The organism is Streptomyces europaeiscabiei (assembly GCF_036346855.1).
Taxonomy (GTDB): Bacteria; Actinomycetota; Actinomycetes; order Streptomycetales; family Streptomycetaceae; genus Streptomyces; species Streptomyces europaeiscabiei.
Genome location: NZ_CP107841.1, coordinates 6351531 through 6371301, shown reverse-complemented (window position 1 = coordinate 6371301; position 19771 = coordinate 6351531). Strand labels below are relative to the sequence as shown.

Here is a 19771-nt window from a genome sequence, read left to right as displayed (position 1 = left end):
CGGTGAGCTCGGGGCTCAGACGGCGGCCGGGTCCTCCTCGACGAGGAGGTTGCGGGTGCGGTTCGAGTCGAGCGGAATGCCGGGGCCGATCGTGGTGCTGATCGCGGCCTTCTTGATGTAGCGGCCCTTGGCGGCCGACGGCTTCAGACGGAGGATCTCCTCCAGCGCCGCGGCGTAGTTCTCCACCAGCTTGGTGTCGTCGAACGACGTCTTGCCGATGATGAAGTGCAGGTTCGAGTGCTTGTCGACGCGGAACTCGATCTTGCCGCCCTTGATGTCGTTGACAGCCTTGACGACATCGGGGGTCACGGTGCCGGTCTTGGGGTTCGGCATGAGACCACGGGGACCGAGCACGCGGCCGAGGCGGCCGACCTTGCCCATGAGGTCCGGGGTGGCGACGACGGCGTCGAAGTCCAGACGGCCCTTCGCCACCTCGTCGATCAGTTCGTCGGAGCCGACGATGTCGGCGCCGGCGGCGGTCGCGGCCTCGGCACGGTCACCGGTCGCGAAGACCAGGACCCGGGCGGTCTTACCGGTGCCGTGCGGGAGGTTCACGGTGCCACGGACCATCTGGTCGGCCTTGCGCGGGTCGACACCCAGACGGAAGGCGACCTCGACGGTGCCGTCGAACTTGGACGTGGAGGTCTCCTTGGCGAGACGGACGGCCTCGAGCGGGGCGTAGAGCTTGTCCCGGTCGACCTTGGCGTCCGCAGCGCGGAGAGCCTTGCTGCGCTTGCTCACAACTGCTCCTGTGTGTTCTGAAAGGAGTCGTGGTACGGGCCGAGCGGGCCCTGCCACGCGCGGCCGCTCTTTACGGCAGCCGCATGGTCACGAAGGTGGGGATCAGCCCTCGACCGTGATGCCCATGGAACGGGCGGTGCCGGCGATGATCTTCGACGCGGCGTCCAGGTCGTTGGCGTTGAGGTCGGGAAGCTTGGTCGTGGCGATCTCGCGGACCTGCGCCTCGGTGATCTTGGCGACCTTGGTCTTGTGCGGCTCGCCGGAGCCCTTCTCGACACCCGCGGCCTTGAGGATCATCTTCGCGGCCGGCGGCGTCTTGGTGATGAAGGTGAAGGAGCGGTCCTCATAGACCGTGATCTCCACCGGGATCACCCAGCCACGCTGCGACTCGGTCGCGGCGTTGTAGGCCTTGCAGAACTCCATGATGTTGACGCCGTGCTGACCGAGCGCGGGGCCGACCGGCGGGGCGGGGTTCGCCGCACCGGCGTTGATCTGGAGCTTGATGAGCCCCGTGACCTTCTTCTTCTTGGGAGGCATTGCTCTCCGGGTCCTTTCGATTCGAGTGCGCCCCCACCCAGGTCGCGTCCAGGATGAAGGCATACCGCACAACGATAACGGGTATAGATGCGCGGCCAAAAACCGAGCAGGTCAGACAAGCTTTTGACAGCCCGTCTGACCTGGTCGGAAGCGGCGGGTCCAGAAGGAGCCCGAGCTGGCTAGTTCTTCTGGATCTGGTCGAACGACAGCTCGACCGGCGTCTCGCGGCCGAAGATCTCGACGAGACCCTTGACCTTCTTCGAGTCCGCGTTGATCTCGTTGATGGTCGCCTGCAGCGTGGCGAACGGGCCGTCCGTGACGGTGACCGAGTCGCCGACCTCGAAGTCCAGCACCTGGACCTCGAGCTTGCGGGCGGGAGCCGGCTTGCCCTCGGCCTCGGCCGCCTCGCGGGCCGCCTTCTCTTCGGCCTCCGGCGCGAGCATCTTGACGATCTCGTCCAGGGTCAGCGGGTACGGGTCGTAGGCGTTGCCCACGAAGCCGGTGACGCCGGGGGTGTTGCGGACGACGCCCCAGGACTCGTTCGTCAGGTCCATGCGGACGAGGACGTATCCGGGAAGCTTGTTCTGGCGGATCGTCTTGCGCTCGCCGTTCTTGATCTGCGCGACCTCTTCCTGCGGCACCTCGGCCTGGAAGATGAAGTCCTCGACGTTCAGCGAGACGGCACGCTGCTCGAGGTTGGTCTTCACGCGGTTCTCGTAACCGGCGTACGTGTGGATGACGTACCACTCGCCGGGCAGGGTCCGCAGTTCCTCACGCAGGGCCTCGACGGGGTCGACCGGCTCGGCCTCCTCCTCGACGGCCTCTTCGGCCGCGTTCTCGGAGTCGTCGGCGTCCTCGTCGTCGGAGTCCTCGACGTGCACGGCCTCTTCCTCGGCCGGCTCCCCCGCCTCGGCTTCGGCAGCCTCGAACTCGTCGACCTCGTCCGCTCCCTCGACGATGTCGAGCTCATCATCCTCGGACTTGTCCGGCTCGATGGCGTCGTTCAGGTTCGGGTCAGACACGTGGCTGCTTCTTCCTGGATACATGGGGGTGGAACACGCGAAAGGGGCGCCAGGTTACGGCGCCCTTCGCTTTCGGCTCAGCCGAAGACGTACTTGGCGGCCTTGTCGAGGCCGAAGTCAATCACAGTAACAAGACCGATCATGATCACGACGAAGACGATGACCACCGTGGTGTAGGTCGTCAGCTGGGAGCGGGTCGGCCAGACGACCTTCCGCAGCTCCGCGACGATCTGGCGGTAGAAGATCGCGAGGCGCTTCAGCGGGCCCTTCTTGGCGCGCTTGCCACCCTTGCGGGTCTTCTTCTTGTCCTCGGGTACCTCGTCCTGGGCATCAGGCGTGTCGATGGAGCCCACGGCGTCCGTCATTCATCCTCACCTGATTCCGGTCCGGGTCGTGGCCGTGCCGCGCCCGGTATGAGCCGCACGGCGGAACATTGCTGTACGTACATGCGCACACATCCTGGGGTGAGGAGTGTGTAGCAGGGCCGGAGGGACTTGAACCCCCAACCGCTGGTTTTGGAGACCAGTGCTCTACCAATTGAGCTACGACCCTTTGCGGTTCTCCCCCAACGTACCGCATCCGACCGGGTGCTCGGTGTGCACCTGAGGGGCGCGGCCGGTGAAGGCCAACGAGGAGAGAGCATACGTGGTCCGAGGCCTGTCGTCGAACAGAAAGCGGCCGTAGGGGCGTTGCTCGTCGAAGATCGACCGCTTCCGGTCGCGGATACGGACGGTTGTTCTGTCGCTGTTCAGTCTGTGAAACCCGCGTGCCCGGCGCGTTTCCTGTCTGAAACGATGGGGTCCATGAGCGCTGCAACCCCTCCCACCGAGCGCCGGGTCTCCGCGCGTATCGGCGCGATCTCCGAGTCCGCCACCCTCGCCGTGGACGCCAAGGCCAAGGCCCTCAAGGCCGCGGGACGTCCGGTGATCGGCTTCGGCGCCGGTGAGCCCGACTTCCCGACCCCCGACTACATCGTCGAGGCGGCCGTCGAGGCCTGCAAGAACCCGAAGTACCACCGCTACACGCCGGCCGGCGGTCTGCCCGAGCTGAAGGCCGCGATCGCCGCGAAGACCCTGCGCGACTCCGGCTACGAGGTCGACCCGTCGCAGGTCCTCGTGACCAACGGCGGCAAGCAGGCCATCTACGAGGCCTTCGCCGCGATCCTCGACCCGGGCGACGAGGTGATCGTCCCCGCGCCGTACTGGACGACCTACCCGGAGTCGATCCGTCTCGCCGGCGGTGTCCCGGTCGACGTCGTCGCCGACGAGACCACGGGCTACCGGGTCTCCGTCGAGCAGTTGGAGGCGGCCCGCACGGAGAACACGAAGGTGCTGCTCTTCGTCTCCCCCTCCAACCCGACCGGCGCGGTCTACACACGCGCGCAGATCGAGGAGATCGGCCGCTGGGCCGCCGAGAAGGGCCTGTGGGTCCTGACCGACGAGATCTACGAGCACCTGGTCTACGGCGACGCGGAGTTCCACTCCCTGCCGGTGGTCGTGCCCGAGCTGGCCGACAGGACGATCGTGGTCAACGGTGTCGCGAAGACGTACGCGATGACGGGCTGGCGCGTGGGCTGGGTCATCGGCCCCAAGGACGTCGTGAAGGCCGCGACCAACCTCCAGTCGCACGCCACGTCGAACGTCTCCAATGTGGCCCAGGTGGCCGCGCTGGCCGCCGTCTCGGGCGACCTGGCGGCCGTCGAGGAGATGAAGACGGCCTTCGACCGGCGCCGCAAGACGATCGTGCGGATGCTCAACGAGATCGACGGCGTCCTCTGCCCGGAGCCCGAGGGCGCGTTCTACGCCTACCCCTCGGTGAAGGACCTGGTCGGCAAGGAGATCCGCGGCAGGCGCCCGCAGAACACGGTCGAGCTGGCCGCGCTGATCCTGGAGGAGGCCGAGGTCGCGGTCGTCCCTGGCGAGGCCTTCGGCACCCCCGGCTATCTGCGTCTGTCGTACGCCCTGGGTGACGAGGATCTCGTCGAGGGTGTCTCCCGCCTCCAGAAGCTGCTGGCGGAGGCGACGGACTGACGTCCTGAGGCATCGCCCCGAGGGGCGGGACCCCGTACGGATTTTCGTATGGGTCCCGCCCCTTCGTCTGTGCGAGCAAGGCCACGTTCGAGGATTCCGCTACCGGTACGGCGGAGACGTACGGCAGGATCGGGCGATGGAGCGTGTACGTGATCTCTCTGAACTGCCCAAGGCCCATCTGCATCTGCACTTCACCGGGTCGATGCGGCCCACGACCGTGCTGGAGCTGGCCGACAAGTACGGGGTGCGGCTGCCCGAAACGCTCGCCGATGCGCTGACCAGCGGGGAGCCGCCGAAGCTGCGGGCCACGGACGAGCGAGGGTGGTTCCGGTTCCAGCGGCTGTACGACGCGGCGCGCTCGTGTGTCAGAGCGCCCGAGGACATCCAGCGGCTGGTGCGGGAGGCCGCGGAGGAGGATGTGCGGGACGGCTCGGGATGGCTGGAGATCCAGGTGGACCCGACGTCGTACGCGCCCCGGCTGGGCGGGCTGATCCCGGCGCTGGAGGTCATCCTGGACGCGGTGGACACGTCCGTGCGGGAGACCGGGCTCGGGATGCGGGTGGTGGTGGCCGCGAACCGGATGAAGCATCCGCTGGACGCGCGCACGCTGGCCCGGCTGGCGGTGCGGTACGCGGACCGGGGCGTGGTGGGCTTCGGGCTCTCCAACGACGAACGCCGGGGCATGGCGAGGGACTTCGACCGGGCCTTCGCGATCGCACGCGAGGGGGGCCTGCTGTCGGCGCCGCACGGCGGCGAGCTGACCGGCCCGTCGTCGGTGCGTGACTGCCTGGACGATCTGGACGCCTCGCGGATCGGGCACGGGGTGCGCGCGGCGGAGGACCCGCGTCTGCTGAAACGGCTCGCGGACCGGGGTGTGACGTGCGAGGTCTGCCCGGCCTCGAACGTGGCGCTCGGTGTCTACGAGAAGCCGCAGGACGTCCCCCTGAGGACGCTGTTCGAGGCCGGCGTGCCCATGGCTCTGGGAGCCGACGACCCGCTGCTGTTCGGCTCCCGCCTGGCGGCCCAGTACGAGATCGCCCGCCACCACCACGGGTTCACCGACCAGGAACTGGCGGAGCTGGCCCGGCAGTCGATCCGGGCGTCGGCTGCGCCGGAGCAGGAGCGGACGAAGCTGCTGGCCGGGGTGGACGACTGGCTAGCCGGTCCGGCCGACTAGGGCGCCCTAGCCGACTAGAGCGCCCTAAAGGGTGACGCCCACCGTCACCGGCTCGTTGACCAAAGTGATGCCGAAGGCGTCCCGGACTCCGGTCACGACCTCGCGGGCCAGCGTGAGCAGGTCCTCGGTGGTGGCAGTACCCCGGTTGGTGAGCGCCAGGGTGTGCTTGGTGGAGATCCGGGCGGGGCCGGTGCCGTACCCCTTGGTGAAGCCCGCCTTGTCGATCAGCCAGGCCGCGGAGGTCTTGGTGTGGCCGTCGCCCGCAGGGTACGCGGGCGGGGTGGCGTCGTCCCCGAGCCGCTCCCGCACGCGCGCGTGGAACGCGGCGAACTCCTCGTCCGTGAGGATCGGGTTGGTGAAGAACGAGCCCGCGGACCAGGTGTCGTGGTCCTCGGGGTCGAGCACCATGCCCTTGCCCGCCCGCAGCTTCAGCACGGTCTCGCGGGCGTCGGCGAGGGGGACGCGGTCGCCGGGTCCGACGCCGAGCGTGCGGGCCGTCTCGGCGTACTTGACCGGGCCCGACAGGCCGTCCGCGTCCTCCAGTTCGAACCGGACGCGCAGCACGACATACCGCTCGGGTTCGTCCTTGAAGCGGCTGTGGCGGTACGAGAAGGCGCACTCGGCGTTCGGGACGGTGACCGTCTCGCGGGTGAGGCGGTCGTAGGCGACGACCTCGGTGATGGTGGAGGCGACCTCCTGGCCGTACGCGCCGACGTTCTGGATCGGCGTGGCGCCCGCGGAGCCGGGGATGCCGGCCAGGCACTCGATTCCGGCGAGCCCGGCCTCGACGGTCCGGGCGACCGCGTCGGTCCACACCTCACCGGCGGCCAGCTCCAGCCGTGTCCCGTCGAGCGCGTAACCCTTCGTCGCGATGACCAGGGCGGTCCCGGCGAACCCCTTGTCACCGATGACCAGGTTGGACCCGCCCCCGATGAGCAGCAGCGGCGTACCGGCGTCGTCGGCCTCGCGGACGGCGGCGATCACCTCGTCGTCGGTGGTCGCGGTGATCAGCCGGTGCGCGGGCCCGCCCAGCCGGAAGGTGGTCAGCGGGGCGAGGGGGGCGTCGTGGAGTTCCTGCACGGGCTCAAGAGTACGAGACCCCCCGCACCCGGAAGGGGCGGGGGACCGTGCCATGTGCGCACTGCCGCGTGGGCTCTCAGGCCAGTCGTACGACCGCCCGGGACATGCCCAGGACCTTCTGGCCGGCGCTCGTCGCCGTGAGGTCCACGCGGACGGTGTTGTCGTCGAGCTTGGCGCCGACCTTGGCGCTGACCTCGATGGTGGCGCCCTGGTCGTCGTCGGGGACGACGACGGGCTTGGTGAAGCGGACGCCGTACTCGACGACCGCGCCCGGGTCGCCGGTCCAGTCGGTGACGACACGGATCGCCTCGGCCATGGTGAACATGCCGTGCGCGATGACGTCCGGGAGGCCCACCTCCTTGGCGAACCTCTCGTTCCAGTGGATCGGGTTGAAGTCGCCGGAGGCACCCGCGTACTGGACGAGGGTGGCGCGGGTCACACCGAAGGTCTGCGCGGGCAGTTCGGTGCCGACCTCGACGTCGTCGTAGGAGATCTTCGCGGTCATCGGATCCTCACGCCTTCTCGGCCGCGCGGGCCACGAGCTTGGTCCATGCGGTCACGACGTGCTCGCCGGACTCGTCGTGGACCTCGCCGCGGATGTCCAGGATGTCGTTGCCCGCGAGGGACTTGATCGCCTCGATGGTCGAGGTGACCGTGAGCCGGTCACCGGCGCGCACCGGGCGCCGGTGGGCGAACTTCTGGTCGCCGTGCACGACCCGGCTGTAGTCGAGGCCCAGTTGGGGGTCCTGGACGACCTCACCGGCCGCCTTGAAGGTGATCGAGAACACGAAGGTCGGCGGGGCGATCACATCGGCGTGGCCGAGCGCCTTGGCGGCCTCCGGGTCGGTGTACGCGGGGTTGGTGTCCCCCACGGCCTCCGCGAACTCGCGGATCTTCTCCCGGCCGACCTCGTAGGGGTCGGTGGGCGGGTAGGAACGCCCCACGAAGGACTGGTCGAGCGCCATGGGCTCGGCACCTCCTGGTTGATCGGCGGATACGGCGGTACTGGCCGGTACGGGCCCCTCAACGACGCGAGGCCGCCCCCGATCTCTCGGGGACGGCCTCGTGTACGAGCCTTATTTATCGCGTTTCGCGGTGCGCGGTGTGCGCGTTGCAACGCGGGCAGTGCTTCTTCATCTCCAGTCGGTCCGGGTTGTTACGCCGGTTCTTCTTGGTGATGTAGTTCCGCTCCTTGCACTCCACGCAGGCCAGCGTGATCTTCGGGCGGACGTCGGTGGCAGCCACGTGAGTGCTCCTTGACGAACGGATGGGACAGGGTCTAACGCATAGAAGAGTAGCCGATCGAAGGACCGACCCCGCAATCGGCTACTGTCAGTAGCGGTGACCGGACTTGAACCGGTGACACAGCGATTATGAGCCGCTTGCTCTACCGACTGAGCTACACCGCTGTGATGCGATCGGTTCCCGCCTCGCGGCGGGAACCTTTCACACCAGAGCCCCAATACGGAATCGAACCGTAGACCTTCTCCTTACCATGGAGACGCTCTACCGACTGAGCTATTGGGGCGAGCGATGAAGACATTACACGCCCCACCGCCGATCGCCCAAATCCGTTTCCCCGCCCCCGCCCATGGGTCGTCCACGGGTCGTCCGGGGATCGGCACGGGGGCGCCGTGAACCGTCGTCCGGCCCGTTTTCCCAGGCCGCGCGGGTCCCACGCGCACCACCGTTCCCGGCTCTCCCGGCGGTCCCCCGGCAGGTGAACCACGCCGGTACGACTATTGCGCTCCTCCGCGACGAGGACGGGCGGCCCGCCTAGGCTCGACTCACTCTGCGTGACCTTGTGTCCCCCGCTGTGTCCCCACACGTGCGTCACACGTGCGTCACCGTGCAGCCGTCGTCGAGCCCCCGGGAGTGAGATGCCCGACAGCCAGCCGCAGCCGTCCCGCTCCTCGTCCGGCCCGCCCTCGGGCCCGGACGAGGCAGGCGCCCTGCTGCTGTGCGGGGCACGACTGACCGACGGCCGGGTGGTGGACGTACGGCTGGGCGGCGGACGTATCGAGGCGGTCGGCACGGCGGGCAGCCTGGGCGTGGGGCCCGCCGCGCCCGCCACCCGGCTGGACCTCGGCGGCCATCTGCTCCTGCCGGCCCCCGCGGAGCCGCACGCCCACGGCGACACGGCCCTGTCGGCCGACTTCGAGGGCCCGGTCCCGTACGACGGCCAGGACGTCCAGCGGCGGGCCACCGAGGCCGCACTGCTGCAACTCGGGCACGGCGCCACGGCGGTGCGCTCGCATGTCCACGTGGGCGACGTACAGGGCCTGGAGGCGCTGGCGGCGGTGCTCCAGGCGCGGCGGGCGCTGCGCGGGCTCGTCGAGCTGACATCGGTGGCGATGCCCCGGGTGCTGACCGGGGTGGCCGGGGCGGACGGGCTCGCGATCCTGCGGGACGCGGTGAAGATGGGTGCCTCGGTGGTCGGCGGCTGCCCGGATCTGGACCCCGATCCCACCGGGTACGTGGAGGCGGTCCTGGAGATCGCCTCCGAGCACGGCTGCCCGGTCGACCTGCACACCGACGGCGACGACCCGGCCCGCCTCGCCCGGCTCGCGGCCATGGCGGGCGGCCTGCGGCCCGGCGTCACCCTCGGCCCGTGCGGCGGTCTCGCCCGCCTTCCCTCCCAGGCCGCCTCCCGCGCCGCCGACCAGCTCGCGGCGGCGGGCGTGAGCGTCGTCTGCCTCCCCCAGGGCGGCTGCGGCACCGTGGACCGCCGGGGTACCGCCCCCGTACGTCTCCTGCGAGCGGCAGGCGTGCGCGTCGCGGCGGGCAGTGGAGCACTGCGGGACGTGTCGAACCCGGTCGGGCGCGGGGACCCCCTGGAGGCGGCCTTCCTGCTGGCCTCCCGGTACGGGCTGCGGCCCGAGGAGGCGTACGACACCGTCAGCGGGGCGGCGCGCGCCGGGCTCGGCCTGCCCGAGGTGCGGGTCGAGGCCGGCTTCCCCGCCGAACTTCTCGCCGTTCGCGGCGCCCGGCTCGCGGGGGTGCTGTCCCTCGCGTACAGCCGGATCGTCGTGCACCAGGGGCGCGTGGTGGCACGCACCAGCGCGGTGCGCGAGTACTGCGGTCAGGCGACCGGCGCGGCGCTGGATCTGCCCCGGCAAGGGCGGGGTGAGCCGTCCTGAAGGGTGTACGGCGGGCGGGAGGGGCATCTGCGTGTGATGCGAGAGCCGCCATGGGCGTGCGGGCACGCGCGCGTGGGAATTCACGTGCTCCACGCGCGCATGCCCGAGGCGAACAGGCGCCGCGACCCCGACGAAAGAGGTCCCGCCCGGTGCCGAACGCTCCGCCCGCCGGTGCGGTCAGACGCCGAACAGTCCGCTGCCCAGCGGGCCGCCGAACTCGTCGTCCGGAAGTTCGGTGGCACCCTTGGGCGCGCTGACGTCGCCGGCCTTGCCGAAGGTGAGGACGAGGGGCGCCTTGGCACCCTTCGGGTCGTCGGCGAGGACCGCGAGGTCGGTCTCGATCCGGGTCAAGTCACCGTTCTTCAGGGTGAAGTCGACCGCGACGTTCTTGTTCGGGGCGTCCTTCATGTCCTTGGCCGTGGGGAGTTCGGCACCCGGCGGCAGGTCACCCTTGAGGGGCTGAAGCTTGTCGACCAGGCCGGTGAGGAGGTCGCGGAAGTTGGCCTTGGCCGTGATGACCTCGGTGCCGTCCTTGCCGTCCTTGGTCTTGAAACCGACCTCACGGGCCACGACACCGCGGAGGGCGTCGAGGATCTTCTTCTGGGTCTTGGCGTCGATCTCGTCGGAGCCGCCCGAGCCCGCACCGGCCCCCGCCTCCTCGGCGGCCTTCTGCAGGTCGCCGGTGTTCACCTTGACCCAGTCGCCCTCGAGGACCGGCCGCAAGTGCTGCTCGCTCTCGGGGAGTTCGTCGGCCGTCGGGAACGGCATGCCCATGGCGTCGCCCATGGCCTCCATGTCGGCGCGGTAGTACGTGTAGTCGCCGACTACCCGGTACTCGACAAGCACGCCCTCGCCGCCCGAGACCTTCATGCCCATCCCGGCGATGTCCTTCTCGCCGGACTCGGCCAGCGGCTTCTTCGACTTGACCGACACGTCGACGCGAAGCCCGGTGAGGAACTCCGTCATCTCCGGCGGCATTTCCTCACTGTCCTCGCCCATCAGCGCGAGGAGGTCGTCCGGGTCGGCGTCGAGCCGCATACCGAAGGCCAGCGACTTCTGCTCGCCCAGCCGCTCCACGGCACTGTCGACCTTCTGGCCCGCGGTGAGGTTCTCGACGGTCCCGCACGCGGCGACCGTGACGAGCACGGCCGCGGCGCAGCCGACGCCGGTGAAGGCGCGGCGGACTGCAGGCGCCCCGGCGGCGGACACGCGCTCCATGGAAGTACGTACGACGGTCCTGCGCGTGGCTGTACGCATGGCGGTGATGGTGTTCCCCCCGTGATTCCGGCGTTCGCCGGCACGGCGAACACTGTTGAGACACACGGGACGGCGGGATGGTTGCGCAGCAAACGCATCCGTTCGGGCGTACGGTCGGAACCATGCGCATTGTCATTGCTGGAGGTCATGGTCAGATCGCGCTGCGGCTGGAGCGACTGCTCGCCGCGCGCGGTCACGAGGCCGCGGGGATCATCCGCCGCGCCGAACAGACGGACGATCTGCGCGCGGCCGGCGCCGAACCGGTGCTGTGCGATCTGGAGTCGGCGTCGGTCGAGGAGGTCGCCGCGCATCTGCGGGGCGCGGACGCCGCCGTGTTCGCGGCGGGCGCCGGGCCGGGCAGCGGGGCGGCCCGCAAGGACACGGTCGACCGCGCGGCCGCGGTCCTGTTCGCCGACGCCGCGGTGCGGACGGGTGTGCGCCGCCACATCGTCGTCTCGTCCATGGGCGCGGACCCCGCGCACCAGGGCGACGAGATCTTCGACGCCTACCAGCGGGCGAAGGGCGAGGCGGACGCGTATGTGCGTGGCCTGGACGCGCTGGACTGGACGATCCTGCGCCCCGGCATGCTGACCGACGACGCCGGCACCGGCCTCGTACGTCTGGAGGCGTCCACGGGCCGCGGTCCGATCCCCCGCGACGACGTGGCCGCGACGCTCGCCGAACTCCTGGAGACCCCGGCCACCGCCGGTCTGACCCTGGAGCTCATCAGCGGCTCGACGCCCGTCTCAGTGGCCGTGAAGTCGGTGGCGGGCAACTGAGCGTGGTACGCCGGGGAGCCTCGCCGCTGAACGGCGGTGCCTCGCTTCAAAACCGCGGCGGTCGGCCGGGGACTCAGAAGAGCTGCAGCTGACCGGGGAACTCGGGCACGACGAAGCCGTCGAGCGCGGGCTGGGCCGCCCCGATCCGGGCCTGCCTGCGCGACCCGGGACAGGACACCAGTTCCCCGCTCGCCCCCGGCGGATCGTGCCGCGCGAACCGCCCCGCCACGACGGCGATCTCACGACGGCACTCGGGGCAGTTCCTACGACGTGATGACATGCAGTCAGTGTGCCTCGCGACGCAGCGCTGCCCAGGTCCGTCGAACTCGGGCGCCGTGCACACACGAAGAAGCCCCTTCCGGACTGTTCTCACAGTCCGGAAGGGGCTTCCCTCCACGTGGCGGCGCCAGGATTCGAACCTGGGTAGGCTAAGCCGACGGATTTACAGTCCGTTCCCATTGGCCACTCGGGCACACCGCCTGGGATTGCTGCCCTTCGAACCGCTTTTCGGCGGTGCTCCGTGGCAACGACGTAAACGATACCTGATGCCCGGGGGTGCTCCGCCACCTGATTGATCAGTACTCGGAGGGGCCGGGGTGGCTAGGCTTGTCGCCCCCCGATACCCCGATGCAAGGAGCCACAGGACATGGCCGACTCCAGTTTCGACATCGTCTCGAAGGTCGAGCGGCAGGAGGTCGACAACGCCCTCAACCAGACCGCCAAGGAGATCTCGCAGCGCTACGACTTCAAGGGCGTCGGCGCCTCGATCTCGTGGTCCGGCGAGAAGATCCTGATGGAGGCGAACTCCGAGGACCGGGTGAAGGCCGTCCTCGACGTCTTCCAGTCCAAGCTGATCAAGCGCGGGATCTCCCTGAAGTCGCTGGACGCGGGTGAGCCCCAGCTGTCCGGCAAGGAGTACAAGCTCTTCGCGTCGATCGAGGAGGGCATCTCCCAGGAGAACGCCAAGAAGGTGGCGAAGATCATTCGTGACGAGGGCCCCAAGGGGATCAAGGCCCAGGTCCAGGGCGACGAGCTGCGCGTCAGCTCCAAGAGCCGCGACGACCTGCAGACCGTGATCGCCCTGCTCAAGGGGCAGGACTTCGACTTCGCGGTGCAGTTCGTCAACTACCGGTGATCATCCGTAGTCGGACCTGTAGCTGAACCCGTAGCCGGACCTGTGGTTGAGGTCGTACGGAGAGGACGGAGAAGGGTGGGCACGCCGGTTTCTACCAGGGTGCCCACCCTTCTCGCCTGTCGGCCGCGGGTTCGGGGTGGTGCCTGCGTACGCGCTCAGCGGCGGGAGTGGCCGAACAGGAGGCGGTAGGCGATCAGCAGGACCAGGGAGCCGCCGATCGCGGCCGCCCAGGTGGCGCCGTCGTAGAAGTTCTCGGAGATCGGGTGGTCCAGCCAGCGGGCGGAGATCCAGCCGCCGATGAAGGCGCCTGCGACGCCGATGAGGGTCGTGCCGATGAAGCCGCCCGGATCCCGGCCCGGCAGCAGGAATTTGGCGATGGCTCCGGCCAACAGCCCCAGAAAGATCCAGCCGATGATGCTCATGCCGTGAACCTGCCCTTTCGTGCCGTACGTGTGCTGTACCTGCGCTGTGTTTCCCCCCACAGAGGCCAGGTGTCCTGTCGTCCTGCCCTGTCGTCATGCGTTGTTGTCATGCGTTGTTGTCGGGGAGGACGTCCGGGTGAGGTCCGGCGGTTGCGGCGCGGTCAGTAGGGTGCGGCACATGACACAGGCCGGATCGGAGGCCCGGTTGCGCCGCACGCTCGGGGTCGGGGACGCGGTGGTCGTCGGGCTCGGGTCGATGCTCGGCGCGGGGATCTTCGCCGCGCTGGGCCCGGCCGCGCGCGCGGCCGGGTCGGGACTGCTGCTCGGGCTCGCGGTCGCCGCCGTGGTGGCGTACTGCAACGCGATGTCGTCGGCGCGTCTGGCGGCCGTGTATCCGGCCTCGGGCGGCACCTATGTCTACGGGCGTGAGCGGCTCGGCGACTTCTGGGGGTATCTGGCCGGCTGGTCGTTCGTCGTCGGCAAGACCGCCTCGTGCGCGGCGATGGCGCTCACCGTGGGGGCGTACGTGTGGCCGGGGCAGGCGCACGCCGTGGCGGTGGCGGCCGTGGTGGCGCTGACCGCCGTGAACTACGGCGGCGTCCAGAAGTCGGCGTGGCTGACGCGGGCGATCGTGGCCGTGGTGCTGGCGGTCCTCGCCGCCGTGGTGGTCGTGTGCCTGGGGTCCGGGGAGGCGGACGCCGGGCGGCTGGGCGGCGGGGCGTCGGGGGGCGCGGGCGGGGTGCTGCAGGCGGCCGGGCTGCTGTTCTTCGCGTTCGCGGGGTACGCGCGGATCGCCACCCTGGGCGAGGAGGTACGGGATCCGGCGCGCACCATCCCGCGCGCGATCCCGCTCGCGCTGGGTATCGCGCTGGTCGTGTACGCGGCCGTCGCCGTCGCGGTTCTCTCGGTGCTGGGCTCCGGGGGGCTGGGGCGGGCCCCGGCTCCGCTGGCCGACGCGGTGCGGGCGGCCGGGGTGCCGGGGCTGGTGCCCGTGGTGCGGGTGGGGGCCGCCGTGGCCGCGCTCGGGTCACTCCTGGCGCTCATCCTGGGCGTCTCCCGCACCACGCTCGCCATGGCCCGGGACCGGCATCTCCCCGGCGCTCTGGCCGCCGTGCACCCTCGCTTCCGGGTGCCGCACCGGGCGGAGCTGGCTGTAGGTGCCGTGGTCGCCGTGCTGGCCGCCACCGTCGACGTCCGGGGCGCGATCGGGTTCTCCTCCTTCGGGGTCCTCGCGTACTACGCGGTCGCCAACGCGTCCGCCTGGACGCTGAGTTCCGCGCCCGTGTCCCGAGTGGTGCCGGTGGTCGGGCTCGTCGGGTGCGCTGTCCTGGCGTTCGCGCTGCCCGTGCTGTCGTTGGGCGTGGGCGCCGCTGTGCTGGGCGTGGGGGCGGCGGCGTACGGCGTACGGCGGTGGTGGGCGGGCCGGAGCGGTTGAACGAGGGCGTTCGGTCGGCGATGCGGCGCTCGCCGAAGAAGGTCGTGTCGTGTTGTGGGCGTCGTGCCGGGCCAGGGGGCGAAGTGGCGCCGGAGCCGCCGCGCATGGCCTCGCCGAAGGCACGGAAGGCGGCCCCGCCATCGGTGACGTGGTGGTCGTCGAGGACGAGTACGTCCTGCAGGTGCCACGCGTGGACCGGCTCGCCCCGCACACCGAGGATCCCCGGGACCAGGGAGGCCCGCGGGGCGCGGAGCCGTCGGCACGCGCGCGTGAGGGCCGCTTCCAGGCTCGTACTCGGGGGCGCAGCCGAGGAGTTCGTACGTATCGCTCGGTGGCCGGGTGGGGGCGGGTCGCCGAGGAGGTTGTCGGTGCAGCAGGACGCACTTCGGCCGCTCTGTATCCCCCCGCCCCCCGGGGCGTGCCGCGGCTACCGGCGCTGCTACCGGCGCTGCTGGGCGAACGGCTGGTCCGAGCGGACGATCTCGCGGCCCAGGGGCATCAGCGAGACCGGGACGAGCTTGAAGTTGGCGATGCCGAAGGGGATACCGATGATCGTGACGCAGAGCACGAGGCCCGTGAAGATGTGCGTCAGAGCCAGCCACCAGCCCGCCAGGACCAACCACAGGATGTTGCCGAGGCAGGAGGGGGCGCCCGCGTCACGGCGCTCGACGGCGCTGTACCCGAAGGGCCACAGGGCGTAGACGCCGATGCGGAACGAGGCGATGCCGAACGGGATACCGATGATCGTGATGCACAGAAGCAAGCCTGCGAACAGGTAGCCGAGGAAGAGCCAGAAGCCGCTGAGGATCAGCCAGATGATGTTCAGAATGGTCTTCACTGGGGGCGACCTGCCATCTTCTCGAGTCGGGCGATGCGTTCCGCCATCGGCGGATGTGTCGAGAACATTTTGGAGAATCCCCGGCCCGGCCGGAAGGGGTTCGCGATCATCATGTGGCTCGCGGTCTCGATCCGGGGCTCCGGGGGCAGCGGCAGCTGCTTGGTGCCTGTTTCCAGTTTGCGAAGGGCACTGGCGAGGGCAAGTGGATCACCGGTGAGCTGGGCGCCGGAGGCGTCCGCCTCGTACTCCCGGGAGCGGCTGATCGCGAGCTGGATGACGGACGCGGCCAGCGGGCCGAGGATCATGATCAGCAGCATGCCGAGGAGGCCGGGGCCGTCGTCGTCGTCCGAGCGGCCGATGGGGATCAGCCAGGCGAAGTTCACCAGGAACATGATCACGGAGGCGAGGGCGCCGGCGACCGACGAGATGAGGATGTCCCGGTTGTAGACATGGCTCAGTTCGTGGCCGATGACGCCGCGCAGCTCGCGCTCGTCGAGCAGGCGGAGGATGCCGTCGGTGCAGCACACCGCCGCGTTGCGCGGGTTCCGGCCGGTCGCGAAGGCGTTCGGGGCGTCCGTCGGGGAGATGTACAGGCGTGGCATGGGCTGGCGGGCCTGCATGGAGAGCTCGCGGACCATGCGGTACAGCGCCGGTGCCTCGAACTCGCTGACCGGGCGGGCGCGCATCGCGCGTAGAGCCAGCTTGTCGCTGTTCCAGTACGCGTACGCGTTCGTGCCGAGAGCGACGACGACCGCGATGATGAGGCCCGTACGGCCGAAGAGGCTTCCGATGACGATGATGAGTGCGGACAGTCCCCCGAGGAGTACGGCGGTCCTGAGCCCGTTGTGCCGGCGGTGCACGGTACGCCCTCCAAGTCGTGCGGCAGGGGAACCCTTTGCTTGCTGCTGCTGTTGACTCCACTTCTCAGTGGACCCTCCCGTACTGGTCAACGCCAGGCGGGGGGTACTAGTTCCCTTGTGCGCGCGGCCCGGCCGGTGGGCCGTCCGGGTGAAGGCGGCTCGCTAGAAGAGGCCGATGCCGGCGAAGCGCAGGACGAGCTGGGGTGCGCCGGACAGGGCGATGCCGACGATTCCGGTGAGGGTGAGGGCGACGGTCAGGGGGGCCGGGACGCGGTGTTGTCCCGGATCGCCCACGGTTTCGCCTTCATCCTCACGCGCGCGGAACAGCAGGGCCGTCCACTGGAGGTAGTAGAAGAGGGCGATCACCACGTTGACGGCCATGACGACGGACAGCCAGCCGAGTCCCGCGTCGACGGCCGCCGAGAAGACGGTGACCTTGGCGAACAGGCCGATGATGCCCGGCGGCAGCCCGGCGAGGCAGAGCAGGAAGAAGGCCAGGAGCAGGGCGGAGAGGGGGTTCGAGGCGTAGAGGCCCCGGTAGTCGCTGACGCGGTTCAGGGTCTTCGTACGGCCGACGAGTGCGGCCACGGCGAAGGCGCCGAGATTCACGGCGGCGTACATCAGGGCGTAGGCGACGGTGGAGCCGATGGCCTTCTCGGCGTCGTCGGTGTTGTCGGCGTACGCGGCCGCCGCGATCGGTACGAGGAGGTAGCCGGCCTGGCCGACGGAGGACCAGGCGAGCAGCCGGACCGCGCTGTACGCGCGCGTGGACCGCTGTTTGAGGGCGCCGAGGTTGCCGACGGTCATGGTGAGGGCGGCCAGGGCGGCGAGGGCGGGGCCCCAGACCTCGGCGTACGACGGGAGGGCGACGACGGTGATGAGGATCAGCCCGGAGAAGCCGACCGCCTTGCCGACGACCGACAGGTAGGCCGCCACGGGCAGGGGGGCGCCGACGTAGGTGTCGGGGACCCAGAAGTGGAACGGTACGGCCGCCGTCTTGAAGGCGAAGCCGATGAGGGTGAGGACGACGCCGGCCTGGGTGACGGTGTGGAGCTGGCCGTCGACGTTCTGGATCCGGTCGGCGATCTCGGTGAGGTACAGGGTGCCTGTCGTGGCGTAGATGAAGCTGATGCCGAGCAGGCTGACGGCGGTGGCGGTGACGGACGACAGGAAGAACTTCAGGGCTGCCTCGGAGGACCGCCTGTCGCCGAGCCGGATGCCGACGAGGGCGAAGGCGGGCAGGGAGGCGACCTCCAGGGCGACGACGAGGGTCGCGAGGTCGCGGGAGGCGGGCAGGAGGGCGGCGCCCGCGGCGGACGACAGCAGCAGGAACCAGAACTCCCCTGCGGGGAGTTCCTTCTTCTCGTCGTTCAGGGCCGTCATCGACAGCAGGGCGGTGAGGAGGGCACCGCCGAGGACGAGGAACTGGACGACGAGGGTGAAGCGGTCCGCGGTGTAGCTGCAGACGTCCGGGTCGCCGGTCAGGCAGAAGGTGGCGCGGTCGCCGTCCAGGAGAGGCAGGAGGGCCAGCAGGGAGACCGTGAGGCCCGCCACGGAGGCCCAGCCGAGCAGCGCCTTCTTCGCGTCACCCAGGAAGAGGTCGGAGACGAGCACGGCGAGTCCGACGACCGCGGCGATCGTGGGCGGCGCGATCGCGAGCCAGTCGACGGACTGGACGACTGATTCGGCCAGGGTCTGGGCCTGGGCCTGAACCGGCGGCTGGGCCAAGGGGCTCAACGGTTGCCTCCTGCGAGGAGCTGCTGCACGGCCGGATCGGACAGGCCGAGGAGGGCCGCGGGCCAGAGGCCGGCGAGGACGGTGAGGGCGACGAGCGGGGTCCAGGCCGCGAACTCGTACGTCTGTACGTCCGCGAGCCGCGGCCCGTCCTGCGGTTCCTGCGGTGCGGCACCCATGCAGACGCGGCGGACCACGATCAGCAGGTACGCGGCGGTGAGGAGCGTGCCGAACGCGGCGATCGTCATGAAGGTGAGGAAGGCCGGGCGGCTGAGGCCCTCGGCGGGCTCGAACGCGCCGAACAGCGCCAGCATCTCGCCCCAGAACCCGGCGAGGCCGGGCAGGCCGAGAGAGGCGACGGCGGCGAAGGCGAGCAGGCCGCCGAGACGCGGGGCCCTGCCGTAGAGGGCGGCGCCGGTCTCCCGCGCGAGGGTGTCCAGGTCGGTGGTGCCGGTGCGGTCCTTGAGGGCGCCGACCAGGAAGAACAGCAGGCCGGTGATGAGGCCGTGGGCGATGTTGGCGAACAGCGCGCCGTTCACGCCGGTCGGGGTCATCGTGGCGATGCCTAGGAGCACGAAGCCCATGTGGCCGACGGAGGAGTACGCGATGAGGCGCTTGAGGTCGCCCTGCGCGCCCTGTCGGGCGAGGGCGAGGCAGGCGAGGGATCCGTAGATGATGCCGACGACCGCGAAGGCGGCGAGGTACGGCGCGAAGGTACGGAACCCGTCGGGTGTGATCGGCAGCAGGATGCGGACGAACCCGTAGGTGCCCATCTTCAGCAGGACGCCGGCCAGCAGGACCGAGCCGACGGTCGGCGCGGCGGTGTGGGCGTCCGGCAGCCAGCTGTGCAGCGGCCACATCGGGGTCTTCACCGCGAGCCCGATCCCGATCGACAGAGCGGCGATGACCTGCACGGACGTGGTCAGTTCGGGGTGATTGTCAGTGGCGAGTGCCACCATGTCGAATGTGCCCGCCCTGAGTCCGACGAGGAGCAGGCCCAGCAGCATGACCACGGAACCGAGCAGGGTGTAGAGGATGAACTTCCAGGCGGCCTGCGTGCGTTGCTCACCGCCCCAGCGGGCGATGAGGAAGTACATCGGGATGAGCACCATCTCGAACGCGAGGAAGAACAGCAGCAGATCGAGGACGGCGAAGGTCGCGAGGGTGCCGGCTTCGAGGACGAGCAGCAGGGCGACGAAGGCCTTCGGGGACGGGCCCTTGGGCATCTTGAAGTAGGAGTAGAGCGCGCAGAGGAAGGTCAGCAGCGCGGTCAGGACCAGAAGGGGGAGGGAGATGCCGTCGATGCCGAGGTGGATGCGCACGTCGAGTGCGGGGATCCAGCTGATGTCCGTACTGGCCTGCATCTTCGACGGCTGGTCGTGGTCGAAGCCGAGCGCGAGGACGATCGCTGCGATGAGGACCGCGCCGGTCACGGTCATGCCGTGTCGGAGCACGGCCTGCTCGGGCGACTTCCCCTTCAGTCCGGGCGGGGCCGGCAGGAGAGCGGCGGCGGCGCCGATGAGCGGGCCGACGACGATCAACGCCAGAAGGACCTGCATCACGGACTCGTTGATATCGATCACG

General features: G+C 69.9%; 21 protein-coding genes and 4 tRNA genes. 6 read left to right on the top strand and 19 right to left on the bottom strand.

Translation table 11 applies throughout. From position 1 onward, the window contains the following. Nucleotides 1-15: 15 nt before the first annotated feature. From rplA to OG858_RS27885, 5 genes are all read right to left on the bottom strand, one after another. Nucleotides 16-741, bottom strand: a complete 726-nt coding sequence (gene rplA / locus OG858_RS27905; RefSeq protein WP_086747321.1) for a 50S ribosomal protein L1 — start codon at nucleotides 739-741, stop codon at nucleotides 16-18. Between the two features lie 102 nt (nucleotides 742-843). Further along, entirely contained in the window at nucleotides 844-1278 is a 435-nt protein-coding gene (rplK, locus tag OG858_RS27900; RefSeq protein ID WP_020132675.1) for a 50S ribosomal protein L11, read from the bottom strand. Between the two features lie 179 nt (nucleotides 1279-1457). Next, nucleotides 1458-2300 carry a transcription termination/antitermination protein NusG gene (nusG, locus tag OG858_RS27895; RefSeq protein ID WP_328544307.1) on the bottom strand — a complete coding sequence of 281 codons (843 nt, stop codon included), beginning with the start codon at nucleotides 2298-2300 and terminating at the stop codon, nucleotides 1458-1460. 77 nt (nucleotides 2301-2377) lie between these two features. After that, on the bottom strand, nucleotides 2378-2665 hold the full coding sequence (gene secE / locus OG858_RS27890; protein ID WP_037694038.1) for a preprotein translocase subunit SecE: 288 nt from the start codon (nucleotides 2663-2665) through the stop codon (nucleotides 2378-2380). A 114-nt stretch (nucleotides 2666-2779) separates the two neighbouring features. Then, nucleotides 2780-2852: transfer RNA gene (locus tag OG858_RS27885), tRNA-Trp, on the bottom strand. 251 nt (nucleotides 2853-3103) lie between these two features. Here OG858_RS27885 and OG858_RS27880 point away from each other — a divergent pair. Beyond that, a complete protein-coding gene (locus OG858_RS27880) occupies nucleotides 3104-4330 on the top strand; it encodes a pyridoxal phosphate-dependent aminotransferase (protein ID WP_179200873.1) in 1227 nt (408 codons plus the stop codon). Between the two features lie 136 nt (nucleotides 4331-4466). After that, on the top strand, nucleotides 4467-5507 hold the full coding sequence (locus OG858_RS27875) for an adenosine deaminase (protein ID WP_319266886.1): 1041 nt from the start codon (nucleotides 4467-4469) through the stop codon (nucleotides 5505-5507). Between the two features lie 24 nt (nucleotides 5508-5531). On the opposite strand, the gene OG858_RS27870 is transcribed toward OG858_RS27875, so the two are convergent. From OG858_RS27870 to OG858_RS27845, 6 genes are all read right to left on the bottom strand, one after another. Beyond that, nucleotides 5532-6587 (bottom strand): UDP-N-acetylmuramate dehydrogenase, encoded by a 1056-nt coding sequence (locus OG858_RS27870; RefSeq protein WP_327744850.1) that lies wholly within the window; start codon nucleotides 6585-6587, stop codon nucleotides 5532-5534. A gap of 76 nt (nucleotides 6588-6663) precedes the next feature. Further along, nucleotides 6664-7092 carry a MaoC family dehydratase gene (locus OG858_RS27865; RefSeq protein WP_086748449.1) on the bottom strand — a complete coding sequence of 143 codons (429 nt, stop codon included), beginning with the start codon at nucleotides 7090-7092 and terminating at the stop codon, nucleotides 6664-6666. Nucleotides 7093-7099: 7 nt separating this feature from the next. After that, nucleotides 7100-7552 (bottom strand): MaoC family dehydratase N-terminal domain-containing protein, encoded by a 453-nt coding sequence (locus tag OG858_RS27860; protein WP_086748448.1) that lies wholly within the window; start codon nucleotides 7550-7552, stop codon nucleotides 7100-7102. A 115-nt stretch (nucleotides 7553-7667) separates the two neighbouring features. Beyond that, nucleotides 7668-7832, bottom strand: a complete 165-nt coding sequence (gene rpmG, locus OG858_RS27855) for a 50S ribosomal protein L33 (protein ID WP_003948671.1) — start codon at nucleotides 7830-7832, stop codon at nucleotides 7668-7670. 91 nt (nucleotides 7833-7923) lie between these two features. After that, nucleotides 7924-7996, bottom strand: a tRNA-Met gene (locus OG858_RS27850). 46 nt (nucleotides 7997-8042) lie between these two features. After that, a tRNA-Thr gene (locus tag OG858_RS27845) sits at nucleotides 8043-8115 on the bottom strand. Nucleotides 8116-8467: 352 nt separating this feature from the next. On the opposite strand from OG858_RS27845, the gene OG858_RS27840 reads away from it, so the two are divergent. Continuing rightward, a complete protein-coding gene (locus tag OG858_RS27840; RefSeq protein WP_319066293.1) occupies nucleotides 8468-9727 on the top strand; it encodes an amidohydrolase family protein in 1260 nt (419 codons plus the stop codon). Nucleotides 9728-9904: 177 nt separating this feature from the next. Here OG858_RS27840 and OG858_RS27835 read toward each other — a convergent pair whose 3' ends face one another. Continuing rightward, nucleotides 9905-10984 (bottom strand): hypothetical protein, encoded by a 1080-nt coding sequence (locus tag OG858_RS27835; RefSeq protein WP_256960945.1) that lies wholly within the window; start codon nucleotides 10982-10984, stop codon nucleotides 9905-9907. 122 nt (nucleotides 10985-11106) lie between these two features. Between OG858_RS27835 and OG858_RS27830 the strand changes: the two genes are divergently transcribed. Then, the gene (locus OG858_RS27830; protein WP_086752684.1) at nucleotides 11107-11763 is read left to right on the top strand and encodes an NAD(P)H-binding protein; all 657 of its coding nucleotides are present in this window, start codon (nucleotides 11107-11109) and stop codon (nucleotides 11761-11763) included. A gap of 73 nt (nucleotides 11764-11836) precedes the next feature. Here the strand turns inward: OG858_RS27830 and OG858_RS27825 are convergent, their stop codons facing one another. Next, a complete protein-coding gene (locus OG858_RS27825; protein WP_046708747.1) occupies nucleotides 11837-12043 on the bottom strand; it encodes a hypothetical protein in 207 nt (68 codons plus the stop codon). Nucleotides 12044-12161: 118 nt separating this feature from the next. Continuing rightward, nucleotides 12162-12243: transfer RNA gene (locus tag OG858_RS27820), tRNA-Tyr, on the bottom strand. Nucleotides 12244-12409: 166 nt separating this feature from the next. On the opposite strand from OG858_RS27820, the gene OG858_RS27815 reads away from it, so the two are divergent. Next, nucleotides 12410-12898 (top strand): YajQ family cyclic di-GMP-binding protein, encoded by a 489-nt coding sequence (locus tag OG858_RS27815; RefSeq protein WP_037693859.1) that lies wholly within the window; start codon nucleotides 12410-12412, stop codon nucleotides 12896-12898. A gap of 155 nt (nucleotides 12899-13053) precedes the next feature. On the opposite strand, the gene OG858_RS27810 is transcribed toward OG858_RS27815, so the two are convergent. Beyond that, nucleotides 13054-13320 carry a GlsB/YeaQ/YmgE family stress response membrane protein gene (locus OG858_RS27810; RefSeq protein ID WP_086752686.1) on the bottom strand — a complete coding sequence of 89 codons (267 nt, stop codon included), beginning with the start codon at nucleotides 13318-13320 and terminating at the stop codon, nucleotides 13054-13056. 178 nt (nucleotides 13321-13498) lie between these two features. Here OG858_RS27810 and OG858_RS27805 point away from each other — a divergent pair, with 178 nt between their 5' ends. Next, the gene (locus OG858_RS27805) at nucleotides 13499-14755 is read left to right on the top strand and encodes an APC family permease (protein ID WP_328544308.1); all 1257 of its coding nucleotides are present in this window, start codon (nucleotides 13499-13501) and stop codon (nucleotides 14753-14755) included. A gap of 439 nt (nucleotides 14756-15194) precedes the next feature. Here OG858_RS27805 and OG858_RS27800 read toward each other — a convergent pair whose 3' ends face one another. The 4 genes from OG858_RS27800 to OG858_RS27785 form a co-directional block, all read right to left on the bottom strand. Continuing rightward, nucleotides 15195-15593, bottom strand: coding sequence for a YccF domain-containing protein (locus OG858_RS27800; RefSeq protein WP_086750908.1), 399 nt, complete (start codon nucleotides 15591-15593; stop codon nucleotides 15195-15197). Beyond that, nucleotides 15590-16453, bottom strand: a complete 864-nt coding sequence (htpX, locus tag OG858_RS27795) for a zinc metalloprotease HtpX (RefSeq protein ID WP_046707051.1) — start codon at nucleotides 16451-16453, stop codon at nucleotides 15590-15592. Before htpX ends, OG858_RS27800 begins: the two co-directional genes overlap by 4 nt. Before the next feature lie 162 nt (nucleotides 16454-16615). Beyond that, the gene (locus OG858_RS27790) at nucleotides 16616-18190 is read right to left on the bottom strand and encodes an NADH-quinone oxidoreductase subunit N (protein WP_319266879.1); all 1575 of its coding nucleotides are present in this window, start codon (nucleotides 18188-18190) and stop codon (nucleotides 16616-16618) included. Next, nucleotides 18187-19770, bottom strand: a complete 1584-nt coding sequence (locus OG858_RS27785) for a complex I subunit 4 family protein (RefSeq protein WP_086750906.1) — start codon at nucleotides 19768-19770, stop codon at nucleotides 18187-18189. Before OG858_RS27785 ends, OG858_RS27790 begins: the two co-directional genes overlap by 4 nt. Nucleotide 19771: the final 1 nt, after the last annotated feature.

Bases quoted from the DNA above. Each gene is read 5' to 3' on its own strand.
- secE (WP_037694038.1), bottom strand. From the start codon at position 2,665: ATGACGGACGCCGTGGGCTCCATCGACACGCCTGATGCCCAGGACGAG.
- OG858_RS27805 (WP_328544308.1), top strand. From the start codon at position 13,499: ATGACACAGGCCGGATCGGAGGCCCGGTTGCGCCGCACGCTCGGGGTC.
- OG858_RS27830 (WP_086752684.1), top strand. From the start codon at position 11,107: ATGCGCATTGTCATTGCTGGAGGTCATGGTCAGATCGCGCTGCGGCTG.
- OG858_RS27860 (WP_086748448.1), bottom strand. From the start codon at position 7,552: ATGGCGCTCGACCAGTCCTTCGTGGGGCGTTCCTACCCGCCCACCGAC.
- rplK (WP_020132675.1), bottom strand. From the start codon at position 1,278: ATGCCTCCCAAGAAGAAGAAGGTCACGGGGCTCATCAAGCTCCAGATC.
- OG858_RS27810 (WP_086752686.1), bottom strand. From the start codon at position 13,320: ATGAGCATCATCGGCTGGATCTTTCTGGGGCTGTTGGCCGGAGCCATC.
- OG858_RS27835 (WP_256960945.1), bottom strand. From the start codon at position 10,984: ATGCGTACAGCCACGCGCAGGACCGTCGTACGTACTTCCATGGAGCGC.
- OG858_RS27840 (WP_319066293.1), top strand. From the start codon at position 8,468: ATGCCCGACAGCCAGCCGCAGCCGTCCCGCTCCTCGTCCGGCCCGCCC.
- OG858_RS27880 (WP_179200873.1), top strand. From the start codon at position 3,104: ATGAGCGCTGCAACCCCTCCCACCGAGCGCCGGGTCTCCGCGCGTATC.
- OG858_RS27815 (WP_037693859.1), top strand. From the start codon at position 12,410: ATGGCCGACTCCAGTTTCGACATCGTCTCGAAGGTCGAGCGGCAGGAG.
- OG858_RS27875 (WP_319266886.1), top strand. From the start codon at position 4,467: ATGGAGCGTGTACGTGATCTCTCTGAACTGCCCAAGGCCCATCTGCAT.
- OG858_RS27865 (WP_086748449.1), bottom strand. From the start codon at position 7,092: ATGACCGCGAAGATCTCCTACGACGACGTCGAGGTCGGCACCGAACTG.
- OG858_RS27825 (WP_046708747.1), bottom strand. From the start codon at position 12,043: ATGTCATCACGTCGTAGGAACTGCCCCGAGTGCCGTCGTGAGATCGCC.